Source organism: Pseudomonas sp. SWI36 (assembly GCF_002948105.1).
Lineage (GTDB): Bacteria > Pseudomonadota > Gammaproteobacteria > Pseudomonadales > Pseudomonadaceae > Aquipseudomonas > Aquipseudomonas alloputida.
The window spans coordinates 3422990-3447717 of the sequence record NZ_CP026675.1; the positions used below are offsets into that span (position 1 = coordinate 3422990).

General features: G+C 62.8%; 18 protein-coding genes and 1 pseudogene. 5 read left to right on the plus strand and 14 right to left on the minus strand.

Going from position 1 to position 24728, the window contains the following annotated elements:
- Positions 1 to 196 precede the first annotated feature (196 nt).
- From C4Q27_RS16350 to C4Q27_RS16365, 4 genes are all read left to right on the plus strand, one after another.
- The gene (locus tag C4Q27_RS16350; RefSeq protein ID WP_019752517.1) at positions 197 to 1102 is read left to right on the plus strand and encodes a LysR family transcriptional regulator; all 906 of its coding nucleotides are present in this window, start codon (positions 197 to 199) and stop codon (positions 1100 to 1102) included.
- A 136-nt stretch (positions 1103 to 1238) separates the two neighbouring features.
- Entirely contained in the window at positions 1239 to 2780 is a 1542-nt protein-coding gene (locus C4Q27_RS16355; RefSeq protein ID WP_104887072.1) for an MFS transporter, read from the plus strand.
- 28 nt (positions 2781 to 2808) lie between these two features.
- Positions 2809 to 3870, plus strand: a complete 1062-nt coding sequence (locus C4Q27_RS16360; RefSeq protein ID WP_104887073.1) for an HlyD family secretion protein — start codon at positions 2809 to 2811, stop codon at positions 3868 to 3870.
- Positions 3867 to 5321, plus strand: a complete 1455-nt coding sequence (locus C4Q27_RS16365; protein ID WP_104887074.1) for an efflux transporter outer membrane subunit — start codon at positions 3867 to 3869, stop codon at positions 5319 to 5321. The genes C4Q27_RS16360 and C4Q27_RS16365 overlap by 4 nt, the downstream gene beginning before the upstream one ends.
- 374 nt (positions 5322 to 5695) lie before the next feature.
- Here C4Q27_RS16365 and C4Q27_RS16370 read toward each other — a convergent pair whose 3' ends face one another.
- Together C4Q27_RS16370 and C4Q27_RS16375 are read right to left on the minus strand one after the other, a co-directional pair.
- Positions 5696 to 6508, minus strand: coding sequence for an SDR family oxidoreductase (locus tag C4Q27_RS16370; protein ID WP_104887075.1), 813 nt, complete (start codon positions 6506 to 6508; stop codon positions 5696 to 5698).
- 123 nt (positions 6509 to 6631) lie between these two features.
- A complete protein-coding gene (locus C4Q27_RS16375; RefSeq protein WP_014592314.1) occupies positions 6632 to 7096 on the minus strand; it encodes a hypothetical protein in 465 nt (154 codons plus the stop codon).
- A 163-nt stretch (positions 7097 to 7259) separates the two neighbouring features.
- On the opposite strand from C4Q27_RS16375, the gene C4Q27_RS16380 reads away from it, so the two are divergent.
- Positions 7260 to 7718: a hypothetical protein gene (locus C4Q27_RS16380; RefSeq protein ID WP_371919358.1), complete on the plus strand. Its 459-nt coding sequence runs from the start codon at positions 7260 to 7262 to the stop codon at positions 7716 to 7718.
- Positions 7719 to 7757: 39 nt separating this feature from the next.
- On the opposite strand, the gene C4Q27_RS16385 is transcribed toward C4Q27_RS16380, so the two are convergent.
- From C4Q27_RS16385 to C4Q27_RS16445, 12 genes and pseudogenes are all read right to left on the minus strand, one after another.
- Positions 7758 to 9212 (minus strand): mannose-1-phosphate guanylyltransferase/mannose-6-phosphate isomerase, encoded by a 1455-nt coding sequence (locus C4Q27_RS16385; RefSeq protein WP_104887077.1) that lies wholly within the window; start codon positions 9210 to 9212, stop codon positions 7758 to 7760.
- 35 nt (positions 9213 to 9247) lie between these two features.
- Positions 9248 to 9895, minus strand: a complete 648-nt coding sequence (locus C4Q27_RS16390; protein WP_104887078.1) for an alginate O-acetyltransferase AlgF — start codon at positions 9893 to 9895, stop codon at positions 9248 to 9250.
- Between the two features lie 20 nt (positions 9896 to 9915).
- Positions 9916 to 11072 (minus strand): annotated as a pseudogene (locus tag C4Q27_RS16395) (alginate O-acetyltransferase).
- An 11-nt stretch (positions 11073 to 11083) separates the two neighbouring features.
- Entirely contained in the window at positions 11084 to 12541 is a 1458-nt protein-coding gene (locus C4Q27_RS16400; RefSeq protein WP_010952409.1) for an MBOAT family protein, read from the minus strand.
- 198 nt (positions 12542 to 12739) lie between these two features.
- Positions 12740 to 13843, minus strand: coding sequence for a mannuronate-specific alginate lyase (locus tag C4Q27_RS16410; RefSeq protein WP_104887079.1), 1104 nt, complete (start codon positions 13841 to 13843; stop codon positions 12740 to 12742).
- 8 nt (positions 13844 to 13851) lie between these two features.
- Positions 13852 to 15291, minus strand: a complete 1440-nt coding sequence (locus C4Q27_RS16415) for an alginate O-acetyltransferase (RefSeq protein ID WP_064490717.1) — start codon at positions 15289 to 15291, stop codon at positions 13852 to 13854.
- A 13-nt stretch (positions 15292 to 15304) separates the two neighbouring features.
- Positions 15305 to 16864, minus strand: a complete 1560-nt coding sequence (gene algG, locus C4Q27_RS16420; protein WP_003251754.1) for a mannuronan 5-epimerase AlgG — start codon at positions 16862 to 16864, stop codon at positions 15305 to 15307.
- Between the two features lie 21 nt (positions 16865 to 16885).
- The gene (locus C4Q27_RS16425) at positions 16886 to 18364 is read right to left on the minus strand and encodes an alginate export family protein (protein ID WP_064490718.1); all 1479 of its coding nucleotides are present in this window, start codon (positions 18362 to 18364) and stop codon (positions 16886 to 16888) included.
- The gene (gene algK / locus C4Q27_RS16430; protein ID WP_104887080.1) at positions 18361 to 19806 is read right to left on the minus strand and encodes an alginate biosynthesis TPR repeat lipoprotein AlgK; all 1446 of its coding nucleotides are present in this window, start codon (positions 19804 to 19806) and stop codon (positions 18361 to 18363) included. Before algK ends, C4Q27_RS16425 begins: the two co-directional genes overlap by 4 nt.
- A gap of 88 nt (positions 19807 to 19894) precedes the next feature.
- Positions 19895 to 21061 (minus strand): PilZ domain-containing protein, encoded by a 1167-nt coding sequence (locus C4Q27_RS16435; RefSeq protein ID WP_020193026.1) that lies wholly within the window; start codon positions 21059 to 21061, stop codon positions 19895 to 19897.
- Positions 21062 to 21098: 37 nt separating this feature from the next.
- On the minus strand, positions 21099 to 22580 hold the full coding sequence (locus C4Q27_RS16440) for a glycosyltransferase family 2 protein (protein ID WP_003251762.1): 1482 nt from the start codon (positions 22578 to 22580) through the stop codon (positions 21099 to 21101).
- Between the two features lie 86 nt (positions 22581 to 22666).
- Entirely contained in the window at positions 22667 to 23983 is a 1317-nt protein-coding gene (locus tag C4Q27_RS16445; RefSeq protein ID WP_010952417.1) for a nucleotide sugar dehydrogenase, read from the minus strand.
- Between the last annotated feature and the right edge of the window lie 745 nt (positions 23984 to 24728).

Here is a 24728-nt window from a genome sequence, read left to right on the forward strand (position 1 = left end):
GGGGGCTGGGGCGGCCTCTTCGCGTAGACCAACGTAGGAGCGGGTTTACCCGCGAAAGGGCCAAACCTGCCATGCATCATTCTTGACCCAACCCTTCCCCTGAATAAATGGCCCACCACGCACAAGCGCATTGCGTCCGGTGCAATCCATCTACCTGATACCATCGCATTCCCTACAGCTGTAACGGAAAACGGCCATGCAACTTCCGGACATGAACCTGCTTGTCGCCCTCGATGCCTTGCTCGACGAGGGCAGCGTGGTTGGCGCGGCGCAACGCATGAACCTGAGCCCGGCAGCCATGAGCCGAACCCTGGGGCGTATCCGCGAAGCGCTGGGCGACCCGATCCTGGTGCGCGCCGGCCGTGGCCTGGTGCCGACGCCACGTGCGCTGGCCCTGCGCGAGCAGGTGCATGGCCTGGTGGAGCAGGCCGGGCAGGTATTTCGCAGTCGCGACGATGTCGACCTGGTGAACCTGGACCGTGCCTTCAACATCCGCACCAATGACCTGTTCATCGCCCTGTATGGCGCTCAGTTGTTGCGCATGATGCTGGCCCAGGCACCGCATACGGTGCTGCGTTTTGTGCCGGAGGGCAGCGGCGACGATGATGCGGTGCTGCGCAATGGGCAAATCGACCTGATCATCAGTTCAGCCATTGATCTGGGCCCCGAAATCAAGGCTCAGAGCCTGTTCAACACCTACTTCGTGGGCTTGGCGCGTGAAGGGCACCCGGTTTTCGATGACGAGATCACCCCTGAGCGCTTCGCCGCCTACCCGCACATCAGCGTGTCACGCCGTGGCCGTGCCAATGGGCCTATCGACGTGGCGCTGGCCAATTACAAGGTGGAGCGCCGGGTAGCGCTGATCACGACGAGTTTTCACTCCGCGATGTTTTCGCTGCCGGACTCGGACCTGATCTTGCCGATACCCGCCAATATCCTGAACAGTGTGAACCGGCTGAAACTGCCATTGCGGTCCTTCGAGATCCCTGTGCCACTGGAAAAGGTCAACGTCATGCAGGCATGGCACCCGCGGTTCGATAACGACCCGGCCCATCGCTGGCTGCGGCAGACGTTGAAGGCGTGCGGCAGGATGGACCCTTGAGGCGTGGGGCACGTGCGCATCCGCTGCCCGATTGCGTTTGACGCAATATAAAACTGCCAACAAGTCAGTTTTCGTAAGCATTCGACCTTTTTAGACTTGCTCCAGTCGCAAATTTTGTTGCCGGAGATGTCTGCCCATGAGTTCCCTGTCCGTCCCGTCTGCCGCCATGGCCGCCGCCCCTGCGCCGGCTGCGCCCGCGCAGGCTGCGTTCGGCCTGCAGGTAGTGGTCGGGTTGTTCGGTGTATTGCTGGCTGTGCTGTGCGCCGGCCTCAACGAGTCGGTAACCAAGATTTCCCTGGCCGATATCCGCGGCGCCATGGGCATCGGCGCCGATGAAGGTGCCTGGTTGCTGGCGGTATACAGCGCCGCTTCGGTCTCGGCCATGGCCTTTGCGCCGTGGCTGGCCACGACCTTCTCGCTGCGCCGCTTTACCATGAGCGCAATTGGTCTGTTCGCCGTGCTTGGCCTGCTGCAACCGTTCGCCCCCAACCTGCACAGCCTGATGTTGCTGCGCGTACTGCAGGGCTTTGCCGCTGGCGCGTTGCCGCCGATGTTGATGAGCGTGGCCCTGCGCTTTTTGCCGCCAGGTATCAAGGTCTACGGCTTGGCTTGCTACGCCCTGACCGCCACCTTTGGCCCCAACCTCGGCACGCCGCTGGCGGGGCTGTGGACCGAATACGTCGGTTGGCAATGGGCGTTCTGGCAGATCATCCTGCCCTCGCTGCTGGCCATGGTCTGCGTAGGCTGGGGGCTGCCGCAGGACCCGCTGCGCCTGGAGCGTTTCAAACAGTTCGACTGGCGAGGCGTACTGCTGGGCCTGCCCGCCATCAGTTGCATTGTGCTGGGCCTGTCGCTGGGCGACCGCTGGGGTTGGTTTGATTCGCCGCTGATCTGCTGGCTGCTGGGCGGTGGCCTGCTGTTGCTGGTGTTGTTCATGTACAACGAGTGGTCCGAGCCGTTGCCGTTTTTCCAGTTGCGCTTGTTGCAGCGGCGCAACTTGAGTTTCGCCCTGGTGACCCTGGCCGGCGTGCTGATCGTGCTCTCGGGTGTGGGCAGCATCCCGTCGGCCTACCTTGCGCAGATCCAGGGCTACCGACCAGCGCAGACCAGCCCGTTGATGATGCTGGTGGCCATGCCGCAACTGATCGCCCTGCCGCTGACGGCGGCACTGTGCAACATCCGGGCAGTGGACTGCCGCTGGGTGCTGGGCATTGGCCTGGCGCTGCTGGCGGTGTCCTGTGTTGGCAGCAGCCTGCTGACCAGCGAGTGGATCCGTGGCGACTTCTACCCGTTCTACCTGCTGCAGGTGTTCGGCCAGCCGATGGCAGTGCTGCCGCTGCTGATGCTGTCCACCAATGGCATGACCCCGCAGGAAGGCCCGTTCGCCTCCAGCTGGTTCAACACCGTCAAGGGCCTGGCAGCCGTCATCGCCGGTGGCCTGCTGGATGTTCTTGGCACCCTGCGCCGGCATTTCCATTCCAATCACCTGGTGGACAGCCTGGGCAACGCCCCGCTGGTCGACGGCAACGCCGCCGGCCTGGCCAAGCGCATTCACGACCAGGCGCAGGTATTGACCTCGGCTGACCTCTATCTGGTGCTGGCCTGTATCGCCGTGGCCCTGATCTGCCTGATTCCTTTCGTGCCTACCCGGGTCTATCCGCCGCGTGCGGTGGCTTGAACCCTGGATGATTTCGAGAACCATTGAAATGACCAACAACCGCAAAACCCTTTTCATCGGCTCGGTGCTGGCCGTGGCCGTCCTGGCCGGCATCGTCGGCCCCTGGATGTTTGGCAGCGATCACCGCCAGAGCACCAATGACGCCTATGTGACCGCCGACTACACCGTGGTCGCGCCCAAAGTCGCCGGTTTCATCAAGCAAGTGCTGGTGGAAGACAATCAGCAGGTCACGGCTGGCCAGTTGCTGGCGACCATCGACGCGCGTGACTACCAGGCCGCGCTGGATGCTGCGCAGGCGCAGTTACTGGTAGCCCAGGCACAAAGCGCCGATGCCCGCGCCACGCTTGAACGCCAGGACGCGCTGATTGCCCAGGCAGAAGCGGCAGTGAAGGCGGCCCAGGCTGAGGTGGCGTTCGCCGACCATGAAGTCAACCGCTACAGCCGCCTTGCCGAGCAGGGCGCGGGTACCGTGCAGAACGCCCAGCAGGCGCGCAGCGCTGTCGATCAAGCCCGTGCTCGCCTGGCCAACGCTCAAGCTGCGCGGGTGGCGGCGCGCAAGCAGGTGGACATCCTCACGGCTCAAGTGGCCAGCGCCGATGGCCAGCTCAAGCGTGCCGAAGCAGGCCTGGAAAAGGCCCAGCTCGATCTGTCCTACACCCGCATCACCGCGCCGGTGGACGGTATGGTCGGCGAACGCGCCCTGCGCGTGGGGGCCTACGTCAACCCGGGCGCTCGCCTGCTGTCGGTGGTGCCGTTGCAGCAGGCCTATGTGGTCGGCAACTTCCAGGAAACCCAGCTGACCCACGTACGGCCGGGCCAGCCGGTGCGCATCAGCGTCGACACCTTCTCCGGCGAAACCCTGCAAGGCCATGTGCAGAGCATTGCCCCGGCTACCGGCGTCACCTTCGCCGCAGTCAAGCCAGACAACGCCACCGGCAACTTCACCAAGGTGGTGCAGCGCATTCCGGTCAAGATCGTTCTCGATGATGGCCAGCCACTGCTCACCCGCTTGCGTGTGGGCATGTCGGTCGAAGCCACCATCGACACGCGTGGCGACAAGCTGGACGGCAAAGAGGTAAGCGCGCGATGAAACCGGGATTACGCTTGAGCCCGTTGCTACTGGCTGTGCTGCTGACCGGTTGCACCCTGGGCCCGGATTTCCTGCGCCCAGATAGCCAGGCCCCGCAGCAGTGGGCGCCGTTGCAAGGCGAGGCAGCGGCCAGCCAGCCGCAGGCCGAACCGCTTGAACTGCGCTGGTGGGAAACGTTCCACGATGCCCGCCTGAGCGCGTTGATCCAGCGCGTTGCCGAACGCAACCTCGACCTGCAGATGGCCAGCGCGCGGCTGCTGCAAAGCCGTGCCCTGCGCAGTACCTTGGCTGCCGACGAAGTACCGTCGGTGGACGTGAACGCCGGTTACAGCCGCGCTCGTAACAGCGCCGATGGCTTGAGCGATCCGTCCGGCAAGGCCGGGAAAGAAGCCTTCAACCTCTGGCAGGGCGACCTGGTGGCCGGTTGGGAACTGGACCTGTGGGGCCGTGTGCGGCGTCAGGTCGAGGCTGCCGATGCCACGGTCGAAGTGGCCGAGAATGACCGCCGCGGTGTGCTGCTGGCACTGCTTTCGGAAACCGCCGGCAATTACATCCAGCTGCGTGCCGTGCAGCACACCCTCGATGTGACGCAGGATAACCTCAGGGTCGCCCGGCACAGCCTGAAGCTGTCCCAGGACCGCCAGGCCGAAGGCGTTGCCACGCGCTTGGACGTGGCCCAGGCCAGCGCCCAGGTCGCTTCTATCGAAGCGCGCCTGCCAAGCCTGGAAGCGCGGCGTGATGACCTGATCAATGCCCTCAGCCTGCTCGCTGCCGAGCCGCCGCGCAGTCTCCAGGCCGAATTGCTGCAAGGCGGCGAGCTGCCTGCGCCGCAGCAGAAGTTTGCCATCGGCTTGCCGTCCGAACTGGCCGAGCGCCGCCCGGACATCCGCCAGGCCGAGGCCCGCCTGCATGCCGCCACTGCCAGCATTGGCGTGGCCAAGGCGGATTTCTACCCGAGTATCCGCCTGTCGGGCAGTGTCGGCTTCCAGGCCCTGCAGCTGTCGGATTTCGGTGGCTGGGATTCGCGCCGGTTTGCCTTCGGTCCACAGATGTCGCTGCCGATTTTCGAAGGTGGCCGGCTCAAGGGCACCCTGGAACTGCGCGAGGCGCAACAGCAGGAAGCCGCGCTGAACTATCGCAAGGTGGTGCTGGGGGCCTGGCATGAAATTGACGATGTGCTACGCCTGTACAACGCCAGTCAGTTGCGCCGTGATCACCTTGCCGAGGCCGTGCGGCAAAACCGTATCGCCCTGGAAACCGCCCAGCGCCAGTATGTGGAAGGGGCGGTGGACTTTCTCAATGTGCTGACGGTGCAAGGCGCGCTGCTGGCCAGCGAGGAGCAATGGATCGACAGCTCGGCCGCGGTGTCGCAGGCGCTGGTGGGGCTGTACAAGGCGCTGGGTGGAGGCTGGCAGGCGTTTGATGAGCCGCCGCCGAATGCTCACGGTTAGAGAGGACGCGCAGTATCTGGAGGGCGGGGTACTGCGGTCCATGGCATGATGCTTTACAGCCTGTACTGGCCTCTTCGCGGGTAAACCCGCTCCTACAGCGGCCTGTGTCCAACCACCGATGCGTGTGTGTAGGAGCGGGTTTACCCGCGAATACGGTAGCGGCGGCAACGGTAAACGGCGGGTGAAAATTGGCCAGCAGGCCCGGCCCTTTAGCGGGTAAACGGCGGCCTGTGTCCAACCACCGATGTGTGTCCACCACCAAATCTGTGTAGGAGCGGGTTTACCCGCGAATACGGTAGCGGCGGCAACGGTGAACGGCGGGTGAAAATTGGCCAGCAGGCCCGCCCCTTTCGCGGGTACAGGCAGGCGATCACTCAGAGCGGGCGCAGCAGGCCAAAGCGCTTGCGCAGCGCCCAGTCCAGCAACCGCCGCGGCAGCAACCGTGCCATCAGCGGCAAGGCTGTACTGCCATTCCCCAAACGTACCACCGCGGGCACCGAAGACTTGCCGACTGCTGCCAGCACGCCTTGGGCAAATACCGCCGCCGACGTTGGCTTGTCCTGCGATGCCCGCGCCCGTGCCTGCACATGCTCACGCAAAGGCCACCACGCCGAGTCTGCCGCCAGCACCTGTTCGGCCTGGCGCTGGGCATTGCTGGCGAACTGCGAGGCAATTGCGCCCGGCTGTACTTCCATTACCCGTACACCGAACGGTGCCAGTTCCAGGCGCAAGGCATCGCTCAGGGCATGCACAGCCGCCTTCGAGGCGCAGTACGCGCCGGCGAATGGCGTGACCAGTACGCCCGATACACTGCCGATATTCACCACCAGGCCGCGTGAGCGGCGTAGCAGCGGGAACAGCGCTCGGGTAACGCCGACCACGGCGAAGACGTTGGTTTCGAATTGCTGGCGCAGGGCGTCGACGCCACCATCGAGCAGTGGGCCCATGGCGCCGTAGCCGGCGTTGTTGATCAGGATATCGAGGGTCTCAAGTTCCTCTGCCAGGCGGGCCAGCGCCTTGCCATCGTTTACATCCAGCTGCCGGGCCGTGTAGCCGGCGGCACTCAGCTGCTCGACATCCTCAGGCTTGCGGGCGGTGGCCCAGACATGGTGGCCCGCATCGCGGAAGGCGTCGGCCAGGGCGCGGCCGATGCCGCTGGAACAACCGGTGATCAGGACGGTGGGCATGGTTGGGGCCTGTTGTCATGGAGGATTGGTTGTGGCCTGTGCCGGCCTCTTCGCGGGTAAACCCGCTCCTACACACCCTGCAGGAGCGGGTTGACCCGCGAAGAGGCCGGCATAGGCAACACATCAATTGGCAAATGTACCTTGCAGGCGTTCTGCGCGGAATTCCAGGGTCTGCGGCCGATACCCGGAACGCAGTGGCGGCAATGGCAGGCAGTCTTGCCACTCGGCCCCCGGCTGCAATTCACCTGGCCCTCGGTATCGCGGGGCGTTGTAGGTGTTCTCGGCCAGGTTCACGGTATCGCCCGGTGCGTACGCCGCCACGCGCCAGCGCAGTTCGGTCAGCGGCACGTCGTTGCCGTTCTTCATGCGTACCTGCAAGGCACGGTCGGCGGGGCAGTGTTCGGGGGCGTAGGTCAGACGCAGGTCCAGGCGCGCCAGTCGACTGCTTTCGCGGCTGTCTTGCCAGACGACGAACAAGGCCACCAGGCCCAGGCCACACACAGCCGCCAGGGAGATGGGAAGAGCCTTGGCTGGGTAACGCAACAACAACACCAGCCAGGTGAGGATCAGCAGGGCACCGATCAGCATCGCGTAATCGCCTCATTCGCGCGCAGGGATGGCTACAGCCTACCTAAAACCCAGCAGTCAGGTAACCGGTGAGCAACCATGCCAGAAGCCAGACCTGGCAATACTGCGAGTAGTGGAAAGGGTATATCCATTCTAGATTCCGCCATGCCTATTCAAAAGGAGCATGGCCATGAGTCACACAGCAATTGAGCGAGAGCTTGTGCAAGAAATGAAAAAAACGCCTGCCAAGGGCAACGTTACGGCTGTCATCAGCCTTGCGGGTCAAAGGGAGGATTTCGTTTCCGAGGGCGTGGACTACGGGAACGCTGAAAAATCAGCGTGGTTGTACGCCTACAAGGGGCAGGCCGAAGATGCGGACGTCTACATTGACTTCGATCTGGAACTACAGGAGGGCGTGAGGGATGTCGTTATCGGAGGTGAGGCGAACCGGGCGCTTGTTCACAAGCGCGGCACAACCTATGGCGGCTATGCGAAATCCGGGTGTATCCGGAAACTCGAAATGACTGCCACGAGCATCAGGGCTGAATCCTTCGAATTTGAAGGGGAGGATGATTTGCAGCGACCTTTCAAGGTGGTGGGTGGCCCATTCGACATCTACGTCATAGCCCCGAGCGGTGAGTGAGCAGGCTCGCCCCTGGTCAGCCCAGGGGCGAGTCAGCATTTACTGCGCGATGGTCTTTACCGAAACGCCGCGCTCGATGGGGGTGGACGTGCGCCCATACACATCCTCGAAGCGCTCGATGTCATCCTCGCCCAGGTAGCTGCCGGACTGCACTTCGATGATCTCAAGCGGGATCTTGCCCGGGTTGCGCAAACGGTGCACCGAAGCGATGGGGATATAGGTCGACTGGTTTTCGGTCAGCAGGAACACGTTCTCGTCGCAGGTCACCTCGGCGGTACCGGATACCACGATCCAGTGCTCGGCGCGGTGATGGTGCATCTGCAGCGACAGGCTGGCGCCCGGCTTGACGGTGATGTGCTTGACCTGGAAGCGGCCGCCCATGTCCACCGAGTCGTACGAGCCCCACGGGCGATACACTTCCAGGTGGTTCTGGGTTTCCGTGCGGCCCTGTTCGTCGAGGGTCTTGACCATCTGCTTGACGCCCTGGACCTTGTCCTTGTGGGCAATCATCATGGCATCCTTGGTCTCGACCACCACGATGTTCTCCAGGCCGATCACCGACACCAGTTTGCCGTTGCCGTGGATCATGCAGTTGCGGCTGTCTTGAACCACCACGTCGCCCTTGGTGACGTTGCCGTTGTCGTCTTTCTCGTGCACTTCCCACAGCGACGACCAGCAGCCTACATCGCTCCAGCCGGCCGACATCGGCACCACGCAGGCACGCTGGGTTTTCTCCATCACCGCATAGTCAATGGAGTTGTCCGGGCAGCAGGCGAAGGTGGCTTCGTCGATGCTCAGTACATCGCCGTCTTCCTGGCTGCGCTCCAGGGCCAGTACGCAGGTATCGTAGATGTCGCCGTCGTGCTTTTTCAGCTCTTCGATGAAGCGGCTGGCGCGGAACAGGAACATACCGCTGTTCCAGAAGTAACCACCGGCCTGGACGAACTCGGCGGCGCGTTTTTCGTCGGGCTTCTCGACGAACTGCGCAACCCGCGCCACGCCTTCGGGCAGCAGCGCATCCTGGCTGGAACGGATGTAGCCGTAGCCGGTTTCCGGCTTGGTCGCTGGCACGCCGAACAGCACCATCTCGCCACGCTCGGCGGCCACGGTGGCCAAGGCCAGGGCACGTTGCAGGGCTTTCTGGTCATCGATCACATGATCGGCAGGCAGCACCAGCATCAGCTCGTCGCGGCCTTCGTTTACCAGCTTCATGGCAGCCATGGCCACGGCCGGCGCGGTGTTGCGGCCGAACGGTTCCATGAGGATGCCTTGGGTTTCCAGCTTCAGTGCGGCCAGTTGCTCCTGGACGATGAACTTGTGGTCCTTGTTACAGACCACGATCGGGGTGTCCATGCCCTCGAATACAAGGCGCTCGATGGTTTGCTGGAACAGCGTGTGCTCACCGGTCAGGGCCAGGAACTGTTTGGGGAACTGCTTGCGCGACAGAGGCCACAGACGGGAACCGCTACCACCAGAAAGAATTACCGGGATCATCATGTTTCTCCAATAGTCGTTGAGAGGCAGGGGAATCAGTTGCTAGCCACGGGGCGAGTTACCCACACCGGCGACAAGGTGTTGCCGGAACCCGTTACGTACAGCACTGCGGCTTCGCCGCGCTCCAGGGCGACGGGTTTCACGTCACCCACTTTCTTGTCTCCTTGGTACAGCGCCAGGTTGACCTTGACCGGGTTGATTTCGCGTTCGCCACGGCCGTTGGCGGGTACCGGCTTGACCACTTCGGTCTTGCCGTCGGCGGTTTTCAGGGTCAGTTGCTGGTCGCTCAGGTTCTGCACGCGCACCAGGGCTTTCTGCTTGTTCTTGAACGGTGGTTCTTCGATCAGTTTCGGGGTGCCGCTGTTGCTGTTGACCAGGGTGTAGTACTTGTCCGAGGCCAGCTTGACCGGCACGCTCTTGCCGCCGACCTGGGCGGTGTAGTCGCCGCCTGGCAGGAAGCTGAAGTCGCTGCTGGCCTGTGCGCCAACCTGTTTGATCTGGGTGTTGCCGACCGACGCGGCGGCCGGTGCGCTGGTCGCGTTGTACAGGCGTACGAAGGTCGAGCCTTTCGGCGCGCTTGGGCCATACAGTGCGGCGTCGGCACCGGCGAAGGCCTGCATCGAAGCAAGGGAAAGGCCGGCCGCGAGGGTGAGGGCTTTGGCAATGGAAGTCTTGGTAGTCATGTGCGTTTCCTCTCTATCAGTCAGTGGTCTGTCCGGGTGGACGACAAGGCCAGGTTTTCTTCGGATTTACGGGAGTTTTTCAGCTGCGCGATCCACTGCGGATCGAAGCTGCTGAGGTCGTTTTTCATTGGCAGATAACGTTCGGGGAATTCCCACACCACCACTTGTGGTGCGGCGTTCTTGAAGGCATCGCTTTGCAGGTACTTGAGCATCGGCAGCAGCGGGCCATGGCCGTCTTCGGCGTAGTTGGCGACGTCACTGCGCAGGGCCTGCTGCAGCGCGCCAAGGAAGTTCCAGTGCGGGTTGGCGCTGTAGCTGGTGCCTACCAGTGCAACCGGGATCTGCTTGTCGGCGAACAACGCGTCGCCGGCGTCACCCTCGGCATCGACCGGCCGGGTGGTGCGTTTCTGCAGGTTGTCCGGGGCCGGCAGCAGGTTGCTGAACAAGGGGTCCAGTGGCAGGAAGTTGGTCAGGTCGCCCTTGTAGGGGCGGTGTTGCCGGCTTCGGTGATGAAGGCTTGTGGGTCGCCGTTGAGCAGGCTCTGGCGGCTGACCGCTTCGGCCAGCGCCTGCGCCGCCACTTCGGCACCCATAGGCGTCCAGTGGGTATCGGTACGCAGGAATACCTGGCCGCGGGCCTTGGCCTGCTCCATCGGTGCCATCAGGTCCGGTGCGAACACGTTGGCCTGGCGTGCCTGGGCATGGAACTGGTTGTACAGGTCGTCATGCAGGCTGGCAGGCCGCTCTTTGCCCAGGTACTCGGCGTAGACCCGCGCCTTGGCCGGCACGATCGCCAGCACCAGCTGGCTACCGTGTTGCTGCAGGGTGTCGCGTACGCCACGGATCAGTGCCAGGTTTTCCTGCATCAATTGCTCGGCACCGGCGGTGGGCTTGAACTCTTCGTCGCTGAACAACCACTGGTCGCGGCCCAGTACCACACCCGGGCGGCCTTCGTTGAACAGCTTGAAGTCCATTGCCGCCCACAGGTTGGTGCCCAGGCGCTTGATCGGGAACTCGGCGTCGTAGTGGGTCTCGGCGGCCTTGGCCAGCTTGCCGTTGAGCAGGGTCATCTGCTCGGTGCGCTGGAAGCTCTGCAGGCCACCGGTGGACCAGGCGCCCATGCCGACCAGCAGGCCGAGGAACGACAGGGAGTAGGTGATGCGTAATGTCCGGGTCATGGTCATCAACCTCAGAACTGGAAGTAAAGGAACGGCGAGTAGCTTTGCGCCGAAAGCTTGAGGATCGAGGCGACGAACAGCAGCAGGATCAGTGCGCGGGTCATCACCCGGGTCCAGTCCAGGCCGATAGAGCCGTCAGCGTTGACCTGCACCGGGGTCGCCTTGGGCGTCGGCCTGGCATTGCGGTAGAAGTCGCGCAGGCCGAAGAACGCCAAGGTGAGGTAGGCGATGACCAGGGTGGCCACCTGCAGACCGGTGAGCTGGGCGCGGTTGAGCTCCGACAGCTGCCAGTCGCCGAAGCTGAACATGGCGCCGTACATACGGGCGGCCACATGCAGGTTTTCGGCGCGGAAGATCACCCAGCCGACCACCACCAGCAGGAAGGTGAAGGCCCACTTCACCGGGTTGAAGCGCTGCGGGTTGGTGTCGAGGCCCAGCGCGCGCTCGATAGCCAGCCACATGCCGTGCCAGGCGCCCCAGATGATGTAGGTGAAGTTTGCACCGTGCCACAGGCCGCCCAGCAGCATGGTCAGGAACAGGTTGCGGTAGGTATTGAAGGTGCCTTTGCGGTTACCGCCCAGGGTGATGTACAGATAGTCGCGCAGCCAGGTCGACAGGCTGATGTGCCAGCGCCGCCAGAACTCGGTGATCGACTGGCTGATATAGGGCTGCTTGAAGTTTTCCATGAAGCGGAAGCCCATCATCAGGCCCAGGCCGATGGCCATGTCGCTGTAGCCGCTGAAGTCGAAGTACAGCTGTGCGGTGTAGGCCAGGGCGCCGAGCCAGGCATCGCCCGTGGTGGGGTTTTGCAGGGCGAAGCAGTGGTCGGCGACCACGGCCAGGGTGTCGGCGATAAACACTTTCTTGATGAAGCCCTGCATGAAGCGGGTGCAGCCTTCGGAGAACTTGTCCAGGGTGTGGGTGCGGTTGTTGAACTGGTCGACCAGGTCCTTGAAGCGCAGCACGGGGCCTGCGATCAGGTGCGGGAAAATCGCCACGAACGCTGCGAAGTCGATCAGGTTGCGGGTAGCCGGGGTGTCACCGCGGTATACGTCGATGATGTAGCTGATCGACTCGAAGATGTAGAACGAGATACCGATCGGCAGCAGCACGTGGGTCAGAATGAATGGCTCCAGGCCAAACGACGTCATGATCGCGTTCAGGCTGTCGACGCCGAAGTTGGCGTACTTGAAGTAGCCGAGTATCGCCAGGTCGACACCCACGCCGAGCAGCAGCCAGCGCTGCGCAGGCTTGGTGCGCACACCGGCGGCACCGACTTTCAGGCCGATCCAGTAGTTCCACAGGGTGACGCCGGCGAACAGTGCCAGGAAGTCCACCCGCCACCAGGCGTAGAAGATGTAGCTGGCGACCAGCAGCAGCAGGTTGCGATAACGTTGCCCGCTCAAGTAGTACAGGCCGAGGAAGATCGGCAAGAACAGGAACAGGAACACGTTGGACGAGAAGACCATCCCGGTTCTCCTAATTTGTTCACAGCATCCAGGGCAAAGCGCCCCCCAAACCCCCCAGTGCAAGACTGGAAGGCAACTTAGATCCCTGTGGGAGCGGGCAAGCCCGCGAACAAGGGCGAAGCCCTTGCCATGCACCGCGGTGGCTTCTTCGCGGGCATGCCCGCTCCCACAGGTTCCGCCCCCACAATGGGGGTCAATTCATTTCTTGCTCTCTGCACTCGGGTCATAGACCCGGGTCACATCGCCCCCCAGCCGGAAGCTGTTGAACGGCTGCATGTCGTGCTTGCGCTCAAGCGTGTCGCCAACGCAGTGGTACAGCGCACACCAAGGCTCGAGCCAGGAGTACTTGCTGTCGACCTTGAGGTCGGTCATGTCCTGTTTCTTGCCCGCCCGCGCCTTGAAGTGGCTGGGATCGCGGGCGCCGGCCAGCACGCCTTCACCCAGGCGCTGCAAGGCGAAGTTGTTCTCGGCGCGCAGGTCGACGCCATTGGCCTGGGCGAAGCTGGCAATCATCGCCAGCGGCGGCAAGGCGTAGTTGTGATAGGCCAGCGCGCGCTGCTTGCGCTTGATTTCGTTGGGCAGGAAGCCCTGGTCATCCACCTGGTTGGCGCCCACCTTGTATTCCTTCACGGCCCAGTCGAACAGGTCGCGACGGTCGGTGGCGACGGCGGTAGCCATGACCGACCAGGCCGCCCAGTAGCTGTGGTTGTTGATCTTCTCCAGCGGCAGGTCGCTCCAGTCACGCACAGTCTGCTCGGCCAGGCGGGTGAGCCATTTTTCGATCAGGTCGGCCTCGGCCTGGTGTGCCGCCAGCGGCTGCGAGTTGGAGAATTTCAGCCGCAACCATGAACCGCTCATGCTGCCCAGCGCCCATTTGCGCATCGACTTGCCGGTATGGTTGTAGTCGGTGGACAGCAATGCACCGGCGCGTGCCCAGGTGCCCAGCCACGTCAGGGTGCAGTCGAGTTGCGCCGGGCGGCCGTCGCGCATGTACTGGCCGACCATCTTGCTCACGCCTTTTTCAAGCGTGGTGATGTCTTCGGTCGACTTGCGGAAGGCCTTTTCCGAGGCTGCGTTGAGCGTTGCCCGTGCCTTGTCTGAGCCTTCGTACTTGCTGCGAAACTGCAGCGGGCCGGTGTATGGCTTGGGCGCCGCTTCGCAGCGGAAGTTACCCTCACCGGTCTTGAGCTTTTCGATCCCTTGGTAGTAACCCTGCGGCGGTACCAGCGCGGCGTGCGCGGCACCACCAAACAAGGCCAACGCGAGCAGGGCGGGGCTGGAAATTCGCTTGAAAATGGTCATGGGTCGCCTCACTGGCCAGCCTGCGCGGTCTGCGCAGGCACGGCGAAGTTGTTGCGTTTGCAGAGCTTGGCTTCGACCTTCTGGGTGCCGCTTTCCGGCCCCTGTACCTCGAACGCCAGCAGGCTCTGGCTGGCCCAGTCCTCGTCTTCGCGCATCTGGAAGACGAAGCGGCCGTCGGTGTCGGAGGTTTCCGGTTTTTCCAGCTTGATGTCCTCGTGGCGGCCGTTGAGGTACCAGAGGGTGGCCTGCAACACCTTCACCGAGGGGTCTTCGAACTTGACGTCCATCTGCAGGTTGCGGTTGATCAGGTCTTTGATCACGCCGCCCTTGCCGTTGACCATCAGCTCGTTCTTGCCAGGCTTGAGGGTGGTGCTGGCGCTCATCAGGGCTGGGCGGTCGTCGCAGCCGTCGTCGAGCAGGCCAAGGATTTGCCGCCAGATGGTTTCCTGGTCCAGGCGGTACAGCGGGGAGAATTCCCAGATCAGGATCTTCGGCGGGTTCTTCTGGAATTCCTCGCTGCCCAGGTACTGGATCATCGACCCTTCCAGGCCACCGCCTGGGAAAGCGACGTTGAGCACGTCGGCGCCGATGTATTGCTCGAGGAAGCCCGAGAAGTTGTAGTTCTTGCCACTGTGGCTGGTACCGACCAGGGTGATCTGCGCGTTGCCGCTGTCACCGAACAGGTCGTCGCCGCCGCTCGCGCCTTTCGGCTCGGTGGCGAACTGGTCCATGTACTGGACGGCGTAGCTGGTGCCGCACAGTTGGCCGGCAACGTTGTGCAGGGTGCCGGTCTTGCCCATGCGCCCGGACTTCTTCGTCTCGAATTCCTTGCGCGGGATGCCTTCGAAGGCCGGCATCTTGTGCACGGTGTCGGCCACGATCTTCGCCGCACGCTCGGCACCGTACGGCGTCCAGTGCTGGTCGCCACGGAAGTAGAAGTCCTTGCCCTGGTCAGCGGCGGCCAGTTGCTCGTTGGTCAGCGGTGACAGGTCGGGCACGTTGTAACCCATGCTGGCGAAGCGCTTGAGCATGGCCTGGTAGTTGCCCAGGGCCTTCTGGTAGTCGAAGGCGGCTTTTTCTGCCGGGTTGAGCATGTTGCGGTTCACCAGGCCACGGGTCGGCTGGTACACCACCACCAGTTCCACACCACGTTTCTTGAACGCGTCGTGCACTTGCTGCAGGCGTTTGTAGCCGGCCGGGGTGGTGTTGAACTCGGTGCGCAGGTCTTCGCGGGTGCGGAACAGCCAGTCGCCCTGGGCCTGCACCAGCGTGGTGAAGTTTTGCTGATAGCGGGTGGTGTAGCGGCTGGCATCGTGCGCTTCAGGGCACAACTGGCAGCAGGGCTCGGCGTTGAAGGTCGGGGCCTTGACGTCTTCGGCGCGCACGCCCTGGCTGATTGCCAGAAGGGCGGCGGACAGGCCCAGCAGTTTCATCAGGTGTGGAGTCATGGTCTGGGCTTCCTTAATCGATCATTTCGGTCTGGCGTTCGACCGGGTCGATCAGCACAGCCTTCTGCTGGCGTACCAGCAGGTCGAGGATTTCGTCCTGGCGCTCACCCAGCACACCATTGAGGCTGATGCCGCTGGCCTTGCGTGGGGCGAGCATGGACACCTTGTACAGCTCGACCGACAGCGGCGAGTCGATCGACAGCGGGCCGGAGCCGTTGGCCGACAGCTCGCCACCCACCACGATCAGCGACACCTTGGTGTCGAACGGGTCGAGGGCGATGTCGCGGTCGGTGTCGGACAGGTCCTTGATGTGGCCGTATACGCCGACCAGGCCGTTGGCCATGGCGACGTTTTCATACAGGCGGATGTTCACGCTGTTCCGCACGCGGATGCCGTGGCGGCGGTTGTTGACCAGCTTGTTGCCCCAGATCAGGTTGTCGCCGCTTTCGTACAGGGTGATGCCGTCGGTGTGGTTGCGGTAGATCTCGTTGTAGGCCACCAGGTTGTTGACGCTGTTACGGTCGATCACCACGCCCGAGAGCTTGTTGTCGTAGCTCTTGTTGTTGATGATCCAGCTGTCGTTGACCTCACGCGAAACGATGATGCCGTGCTTCTTCTTGGTGCCGTACACCGTGTTGCCGGCGATGATCAGGCGATGCGAACGGTCGTGCGGGTCGATGCCGTAGACGATGTTGTCGCGGTAGGTGCTGTCCTTGATCACGAAGTCCTGGGTTTCGTAGCAGTAGAAGCCGTACCACATGTCGCTGAACTCCGAACCGATGATCCAGCCGGTGGGCTCCGGGCGGCCCATGCGCTTGGCCATGTTCGGCGTGTACTGCGAGATGCTTACGCCATACGACTTGGACTTGGCGTAGCCGAAGCTGGCCATCTTCGTATTGACGATGTAGGTCTCGGTGCCGCCCCACGACAGCAGGAACGGGCGGAATTCCTTGGGCGAGCGGAAGGTCGCCGGGCCGTTGTCCTTTTCCCGCCAGCCGGTCACCTGGGTGTCGGTTACGAACAGCTTGCCGTCATTGACCAGAAATGCGCCGCCCTCCTGGGACAGGCGCAGCTGTTTGACCTTGCCGTCGATCTCGAGGATGCCCTTTTGCCCGACCACGATCGGCAGGCGTGCCAGGTAAACCCCAGGCTCGACTTCGCTGAAGTACTGTTTGGGCACCTTCTTGCTCAACTCGGTCAGGTCGACATGGCCGTCATCGACGAAGATCGCCTGCGGGATGCCGTGCTGGCGCTGCACCCACTCGGCGGCCTTGTTGTCGCCGCCGACGAACTCCTTGAGGGTGTCCTCCTGGAACATACGGCGCAGGCTGACCTTGCCCTTGTGGCGGCGGTCGATTTTCTTCTGCACCGCCTCGGCCGTGAAACCGGTGAGGTCGGGCAGCTTTGGCGGGTCCATCTGCAGCGGTTCGATCGGTGCGCTGGCCACCGTATAGGTCTTGGCCTGCTGCAGCTCCTTGGCGATCACCTGGGGCTCTGCGGCAGTGGCCAGGCCGCTTGCCAGCAGCAAGGCACTGGCCAACAGGCTGTGACGTAAGTGCGGGTGAAGGTTCATCACGGTCAGTCCCCTACGGCCTCAGAAGCGCCAGATGACGTCGACGAAGGCGCGGTGCATGTACGAGTCCGTTTCCTTGCCGTAGGCGTCGCCCGGCTTGAATACACCGGCACGCAGGCGCACCAGGGCTGACGGCTCGTCGATTGCCTGGCTCATCGAAGCCGGTAGCAGGCCTTGCTTGAAGTACTTGGTTACGACCACGTCCATTTCCTGTCCAAGGTCCTTCTCGCCGTCGACCAGCTGACGGTTCACGCCGTTGTCGTCGACCACCGCGTTGATACCGCTGGAACCGATGTTCTGGTTACCGTCGACACGCCAGAACTTGTGGTAGATCAGGCTGGCGTCGTAGTCGTCGCGCAGCTGCCACGAAGCGAACAGGGTGGCGGCCTGCAGGTTGCCCAGTTCGCCGCGGAACGCTTCGCCGAAGCGATGCACGCGCGAGCGGGTGCCGGTGAAGTTGGAGCGGTTGCTCTCCAGGCCGGTCTGCTCGAAGTTGTTCGAACCGTCATCGCCGCCGCCGCCGCTACCCCGGGCGTAGGCAGCGCCGACCTGCCATTGCGGGTCCAGGCGCAGGCGGATACCGAGGTCGGTTGCCCAGGCGTTGACGTCACCGCTCTGCTTGCCGGTGGCGACCTGGTCGTCGCCCACCTGCTGGGTGCTCAGCTTGTCGCGGTCACCGGTCAGCCAGGTGACGCTGCCCCAGTAATTCACGGTGTGGTCGTTGCGCCAGTTGTAGGCGTCGCTGTTGGCCTCCAGACCCAGCCAGGTGAGGTCGCCAGTGCGGGTCTTGTCCAGCGCGTCGACCGTTTCGCCGGGGCTCTTCAGGCTGCCGCTGTCATGTGTGTGGTGAGCGCGCAGGCCAACCCAGTGGCCAGGGGTCCACTGCGTGGCGACGTTGCCGTAGATGTGTGTGCGGTCCTTGTCTTCCGGGGCCAGTTCGGTGAGGTCGGTGCGGTATTCGCTGAAACGCTGGGCTACGCCAAGGTCGGCCTTGAGCAGCGTGGTGTCGAAGGTCCAGTTCAGCGCTTCGATGTTGGTATCGCGCCACATGCCATCGTCGCTGCGCAGGCGCTGGCGACCGAAGCGCAGCTGCTCGCCAGGGTAGGCGGTAAGGCCGCTGTAGCCGACCCAGAACTCGCGCATGGCCAGGTAGCTTTTGTCTGGTTGGCGGCTGTCGTCGCCGGTGTCGGTGCTGGTGCCGTCGTCGTTCTGGCGCAAGGTGTCGGTTTCGATGGTGTCGGTCGCAGCGACTGCCTGGCCCATGGCGTAGGCACTCCAGTTACCGCGCTCGCCATACACCCACGGGCGCAGATCCAGACCCAGGCCGTTGACGTCGCCGCCAGAGCGGGTGCCGAGGTCACGGTCGTCTTCCGACTGGCCGGTGATTTTCACGTCCAGGCCGAAGTTTTTTTCAGCGGTCATTTCCGCCAGGGTCGGGCAGGACCACAGCAGGGCGAAGCTCAGGCCGATGCCGGCTTTCACGAAGGGATTGAGCGTCATAGCGAGTCCTCACCGTCTACTTCTTTTTCGTCGTCTTGCAAGGCTTCGAGGGCCAGGGTGCTGTTCGCGCCCTGCGCCATGCTGCCGCGTGCACGCTTTTCCTGGTCCAGCAGTTGCTGGGTCTGGTTGCGCTGGTCAGGTGTCAGTTGCTGGTCGAGCTGCTGCAGCAGTTCGGCTGATTGCGGCGTCGGGTTGGCCTGCGACAGCTGGGCGAACACCCAGGCGTTGCCCGGTTGCGGGCGGATGCCGTGACCCTCGCTGAACAGCTGGGCCAGGGCATAGTCGGCGCTGTTCTGCCCGCCACGGGCGGCGGCCAGCAGGTGGTCGACGGCCTTCTGCGGCTCGACATTGCCCAGGTAGCCGCGGCGGTAAAGCTGGCCCAGGTAGTAATGGGCGCTGATCTCACCGGCTTCGGCTGCGGCTTGCAGGTGCTGCTCGGCTTTTTGAGCGTCGGCTGGCAGGGTTTTGCCTTCGTAGTACAGACGGCCCAGCAGCAGTTCGGCGCGGGGCTGTTCAGCTTCGCGGCCTTTGTCGATGTAAGCCATCAACTGGTCGGTGTCGCCCAGTTCGGGGAAGTCGTATACCAGCTGTGCCAGGCTGACCCAGGACGCCGGGTTGGCCGGGGCTACTTGCTCGAGCAGCTCCTTGGCGGTTTTTTCGTCGGTCTGGCCAAGGCTACGGTCGGCCAGCACCCGGGCCACGCTGTCAACCCGGGTGGCCGGTACGGCGCCACGGGCATAGGCGGATTTCAGCTGGCCGAGCAGGGCGGCTTGCTGATCGGCCTGGCCACGTTTCTGGTACACGGTGGCCAGTTCGACGTAGCAGATGTCGGTGGTGTTCAGCGCGGCCTTGCAAATCTTTTCCACTTCACCCAGGTGCTGGTCATAGGTGCCCTGGGTGCGGTACAGCAGCACCTGGGCCAGGCCCGCTTCCGGGTTGCCGGCGGCGCGCCACTGGTCGATCTGCTGCTGCGCGTTGACCTTGGGGAAACTCTGCGGGTAGCTGAGGTAGAGCATTGCCAGCGGAATCAGGGTATTGCTTTGGCCCTGTTGCGCGGCCTGCTTGAGCAGGGTTTCGGCTTCCTCACGTTCGGCCTGGGTGCTGTCCGGCTTGGCCACCAACAGGCGGCCAAGGCGTGCCTGGGCGCGTGGCGACGTGGCGGCCGCAGCGCGATAGGTGGCCTCGGCTTCCTTGATTTGCGAGGGGTCGCGGGTGGCCACCTTGATGTCCGCCAGGCCGACTTGCGCTTCGCTGTAGCCCAGGTCGGCCAGCGCCTTGTAGTTGCGCTCGGCCAATGCCGTGTCACCGCGCTTCATGGCCTCGTTGGCCAGGCGCTGGTCGGGCAGGCCGGCACAGCCGGCCAACGTGATGGCGGCGGCCAGTGCACACAATCCCAGATTCACGCGGACCCTGTGGGAGCGGGCAAGCCCGCGAATTGGCATGGCCGACGATGCTGTCCCTGCTGGCCTCTTCGCGGGCATGCCCGCTCCCACAGGATAGGTGTTGGTATCAGAGATCATTGTCCGTCCCTCACAGGCCACGGGCCACGGCTTTGTCGATCAGCCAGTTCAGCGATGGGCCACGGTCGCTGTTGACCGAGGCCGGGCGGCCGGCCAGTTCGGCGGGCAGGCCGCTGTCTGGCTTGATCTGCACGCGGATGTCGGAGGACAGGTCTTCGCTGTTGAGGCTGGTGCTGCTGACGATCTGACCGGTGCGCACTTCGTCTTCGCCGGCCACCTGGAAGTTGACCCGGGTACCCGGCTTGACCTCGTCGAACTGGCGGTAGCTGAAGCGCGCCTCGACCATCGGGGTGGTGGTGCGTGGGATCAGCTGGAAGATTGGCTGGCCCTTGGCGGCGTACTGGCCGTCGTCCACCAACTGGCGCGCGACCACGCAATCGCAAGGGCTGGTGAGGGTGCCGGACAGCTGCTTGCCGAACAGTTCCTCGATCTTCGCCGGCTCCAGCTGTGCGTCTTCAAGGTTGCCCTTGAGCATGTCCAGCATGCTGGTGGTGAAGCTGGCCAGTGGCGCGCCCTTGGCGATCTGCCCACCGCTTTCGACCAGGCTGCTTACGGTACCGTCGCGCGGCATGGTGACGTTGGTGGTTGGCACTGCGACCACACCGGCTTCGGCGTGGCTGACGAAATACATGCCATACAACGATTTGGCGACGAAGCCGAAGGCCGCAACGCCGACCACGAACACGCCCAGTGTGACGGTGACTGCCTTGAAGCGGCCGAAGGCGCTCAGGCCCGACCCACCGTCCTTCTGCTTGCGCGCCTTGGTGAAGTTGTCACGCTGCAGGGTGCTGAGGACGTCGCCGATGCTGATCAGCTCACCCGACAGGTGGCTGGTGATGATGTGCCGCAACGTGGCGATGTCGCGAGGTTCAAGGTTCTGGAACTGCGCACCGATACGGCCATTGTCCGGGTTGTACGAGCGCACCTGGAACTCGATGTCCATCGACAGGCCCAGGTTGTCGACCACGAACTGCAGGCGCCCGCGCAGCACATCGCCCACCGACTGCGGTTGCTTGGCGTGGAAGCTCAGGCCGCCGGCAGAAAGGTCTTCGACCTTGACTTCGTGGACCTGGCGCTGGGCATCCAGGAACCGCAGCTTGGCGGGAATGCGTACCCGGGCGTGTTGGCGCTGGGCTTCGGACTCATGCACGACATTGACGTTCACGGCGGTATTCATGGTGGTTTGTTCCTGTTAGATCCGATCCGGGTTGGGCTCACACGACCATGAACAGCACAGCAACGAAGATGCTGGCAGCCGAGAAGGTCATGGTCCGCGAGGACCAGGTGTTGAACCATTGTTGAAAGCTGGCGAGGTCACGCTTGAGGGCAGTGGGCTGACGCGTCCACGACTGCTTGTCGAGGCGGAAGAACACGTAGATCTTCATCAGCGCGCCGATGATCTGGTTGTAATAGAGAATCAGCGGGTAGGCCGGGCCTACGTTGTGGCCGGAGCACAGCAGCATGATGGTGAGGATCAGGCGGGTGATGCCGATCCACAGCAGGTACACCAGCAAGAAGGCCATGCCGAACTTGAGGCTGGCGATCACCGCCACGGTCAGGCCCAGCAGGCTGGTCCACATCGACACGCGCTGGTCGAACAACACGATGCTGGTGAACAGCCCCAGGCGACGCAGGCCAAGGCCCAGTGCCCGTGAGTTCTGCCGCAGGTTGTTGCCGTACCAGCGGTACATCAGCTTGCGGCTGGCCTTGAGGAAGCTTTTTTCCGGCGGATGCTCGACCGTGTTGATGGCGGCGTCCGGCACGTAGAAGGTGTCGTAGCCCAGGCGCATCAGGCTGAACCAGCTGGACTTGTCGTCCCCGGTAAGGAACTTGAAGCGGCCCAGGCGCCAGTGCATCAGCGAGTCGCTTTCGACGTCGGCGATGAACTCGGGGTTGGTCACCACGCTGGCGCGGAACATCGACATGCGCCCGGTCATGGTCAGTACGCGCTTGGACAGGGCCATCGAGCACATGTTGATGTGGCGCTGGGCGAAGCGCAGCTTGTGCCACTCGCTCATGATGTAGCCGCCGCGCACTTCGCAGAATTCATTGGTGGTCAGGCCGCCCACATTGGGGAACAGCTTGAACCACGGCACGGTCTTGCGCACCACGCCGTCGGCCAGCACGGTGTCACCGTCGATCACCGCCACCACGGCGTTCTCGTCCGGCAGCATGCGCGAGATGGCGCGGAAGCCGTAGGCCAGGCCATCGCGCTTGCCGGTACCGGCAATACGCACGATGTCCAGCTTCACGTGGGCCGGCGGGTTGTACTTGGCCCACAGGCTCTTGACCAGCAGTTCATCGGACATTTCCACCAGCGAGCAGACCACGGTGGTGGGGAAGCCGCAGTTGATCGCCTCGCGGATCACCGAGCTGTACACCTGGGCGGTAGTCAGCGCTTCGATACGGAAGCTGGTGACCATCAGGTAGACATGCGACGGGTCGGTGGCATTACCCATTTTCTGCACCTTGCGGCGCAGGTACGGGTACACGCCGTAGAGGAAGATCATGCCGCGGATGAAATGGGTGGCGCCCATGGAGTAGCGCCAGATGCCGACTGCGCCGACCAGGAAGATGAAGTGCTTCGACTGCGAGTCGAAGATATCAGCTGGCAGGGCCAGGGCGATCAGCATGAGCAGGCTCATGTAGAGCAGCCACCCGGCGCACTGCAACAGCACTGTCTGGAGCCTTTGCATGTTCAGCATCCGTCGAGAATTCGGGAAAGGGTGGGCAGCGAGGAGGCGGCTCTTGTCGAGTGCCTCGTCGCTGCCCGGCCGGGCACTTACCAGCAGATGCCTTCGGTACGGGCGGTGGTGCTGGTCGGTTTGTTCATGAAGCCGACCAGGTCGATCACCTGCTTGCCGGCTGGCGCTTGCAGGGCCAGCGCACGGAACTGCTCGTCACGGTTGCCGAGGACGATGATGTCGGCGTTGTCGATCACCTGCTGCAAGTTGGCGTTGAGCAGCGACGACACGTGCGGGATCTTCGACTCGATGTAATCCTTGTTGGCGCCGTGAACACGGGCGTACTGGACGTTCTCGTCGTAGATGTCCAGCTGGTAGCCCTTGCCGATCAGGCGCTCGGCCAGTTCCACCAGCGGGCTTTCGCGCAGGTCGTCGGTGCCGGCCTTGAAGCTCAGCCCCAGCAGGGCGACCTTGCGCTTGTCGTGGGCTTCGATCAGCTCGAAGGCGTTCTGCACCTGCGATTCGTTGCTGCGCATCAGCGAGTCGAGCAGCGGTGCACGGACATCAAGGCTGGCGGCGCGGTAGGTGAGGGCGCGTACGTCCTTGGGCAGGCAAGAGCCGCCGAAGGCAAAGCCAGGGCGCATGTAGTACTGGGACAGGTTGAGGACCTTGTCCTGGCAGACCACGTCCATCACTTCGCGGCCATCGACGCCCACGGCCTTGGCGATGTTGCCGATTTCGTTGGCGAAGGTGACCTTGGTGGCGTGCCATACGTTGCAGGTGTACTTGATCATCTCGGCCACTTCGATCGGCTTGCGGATGATCGGGGCGTCGAGCTCTTCGTACAGGGCCTGGAGGATGTCACCGCTGGCGCTGTCCAGTTCGCCGATCACTGTCATCGGTGGCTGGTCGTAGTCCTTGATGGCGGTGCTTTCACGCAGGAATTCCGGGTTGACCGCCACGCCGAAGTCGACGCCGGCCTTCTTGCCCGAGCAATCTTCGAGGATCGGGATGACCACGTTCTTGACGGTGCCAGGCAGTACGGTGCTGCGCACCACGATGGTGTGACGGCGCGTGGTGTCACGCAGCACGTAGCCGATTTCGCGGCACACGGACTCGATGTACTCCAGGCCCAGGTCGCCGTTTTTCTTGCTGGGGGTGCCCACGCAGATCATCGACACATCGCTGGCACGGATGGCTTCGGCGAAGTCGGTAGTGCCGCGCAGACGGCCATTGGCGATGCCCTGTTGCAGCAGTGCTTCCAGGCCAGGTTCGACGATGGGCGACTTGCCCTGGTTGATCAGGTCGATCTTGGTGCTGGACACGTCCACACCGATCACTTCATGGCCACGCGCCGTCAGGCAGCCTGCACAGACTGCACCCACATAACCCAAACCAAAGATGCTGATACGCATCGCTATCACCTCATGTGTTTATCACGCCGACGCCTCCGCAGAGAGCCGGGCTGGGTTGATTAACAACAGTTTTCGGGCGCACGGATCCATGGCGAATGCACACTTCGCCGAGCGCAGGCAAAATAAATCCGGAACGCAAAAAGTTATGCGCTCAAAGTTGGCACTCAATAGCCATTCATTAAAAAACGTGCCCTGAAATGCAGCCGTCTTTATTGCAATGCGCTACTTGGCGCGTTGCTGTGCTTGTTTTTTCAAGTGAATAAATCCTTTGAAATCAACCACTAGGACGATTTGTAAGGGGCGCGTCTCTCCTGCATGGACAAGGTCTTCAGAGGTTTCCGTGATCCCTGTCGATTTTCTCATGGCGGGCAGTGGATACCCGCTGCTGTCATCTGTAAGTCATCTCTCACAGCCCGTAGGCAGGAAAATCGTTACGGCACTATGAGCGATTGGCGTTGGCAGAAGTTCCTGAGCCCGTTTCGCCCGAATGAAAGATTTCTAAATATTTATTCAGTTGCGGACAGTTTCAAATTGATAGCACGCGGGTGTTTCACCCCCGTGTATAAAGGACGTAACTGTTACGAGATATTTTTATGCCAGCATCTGAAAAATTTTTTCAGAATTCGTCAAAAAAGGTATGAACGGTCTTATGGCGTTTGGCGATAAAGGGAGGTGCGACGGATTTTTGGCGTCGGATTCGTGGCGTGATGGCGGTTTGCACAGTGCCCTGTTGCAGGGCAGAGGC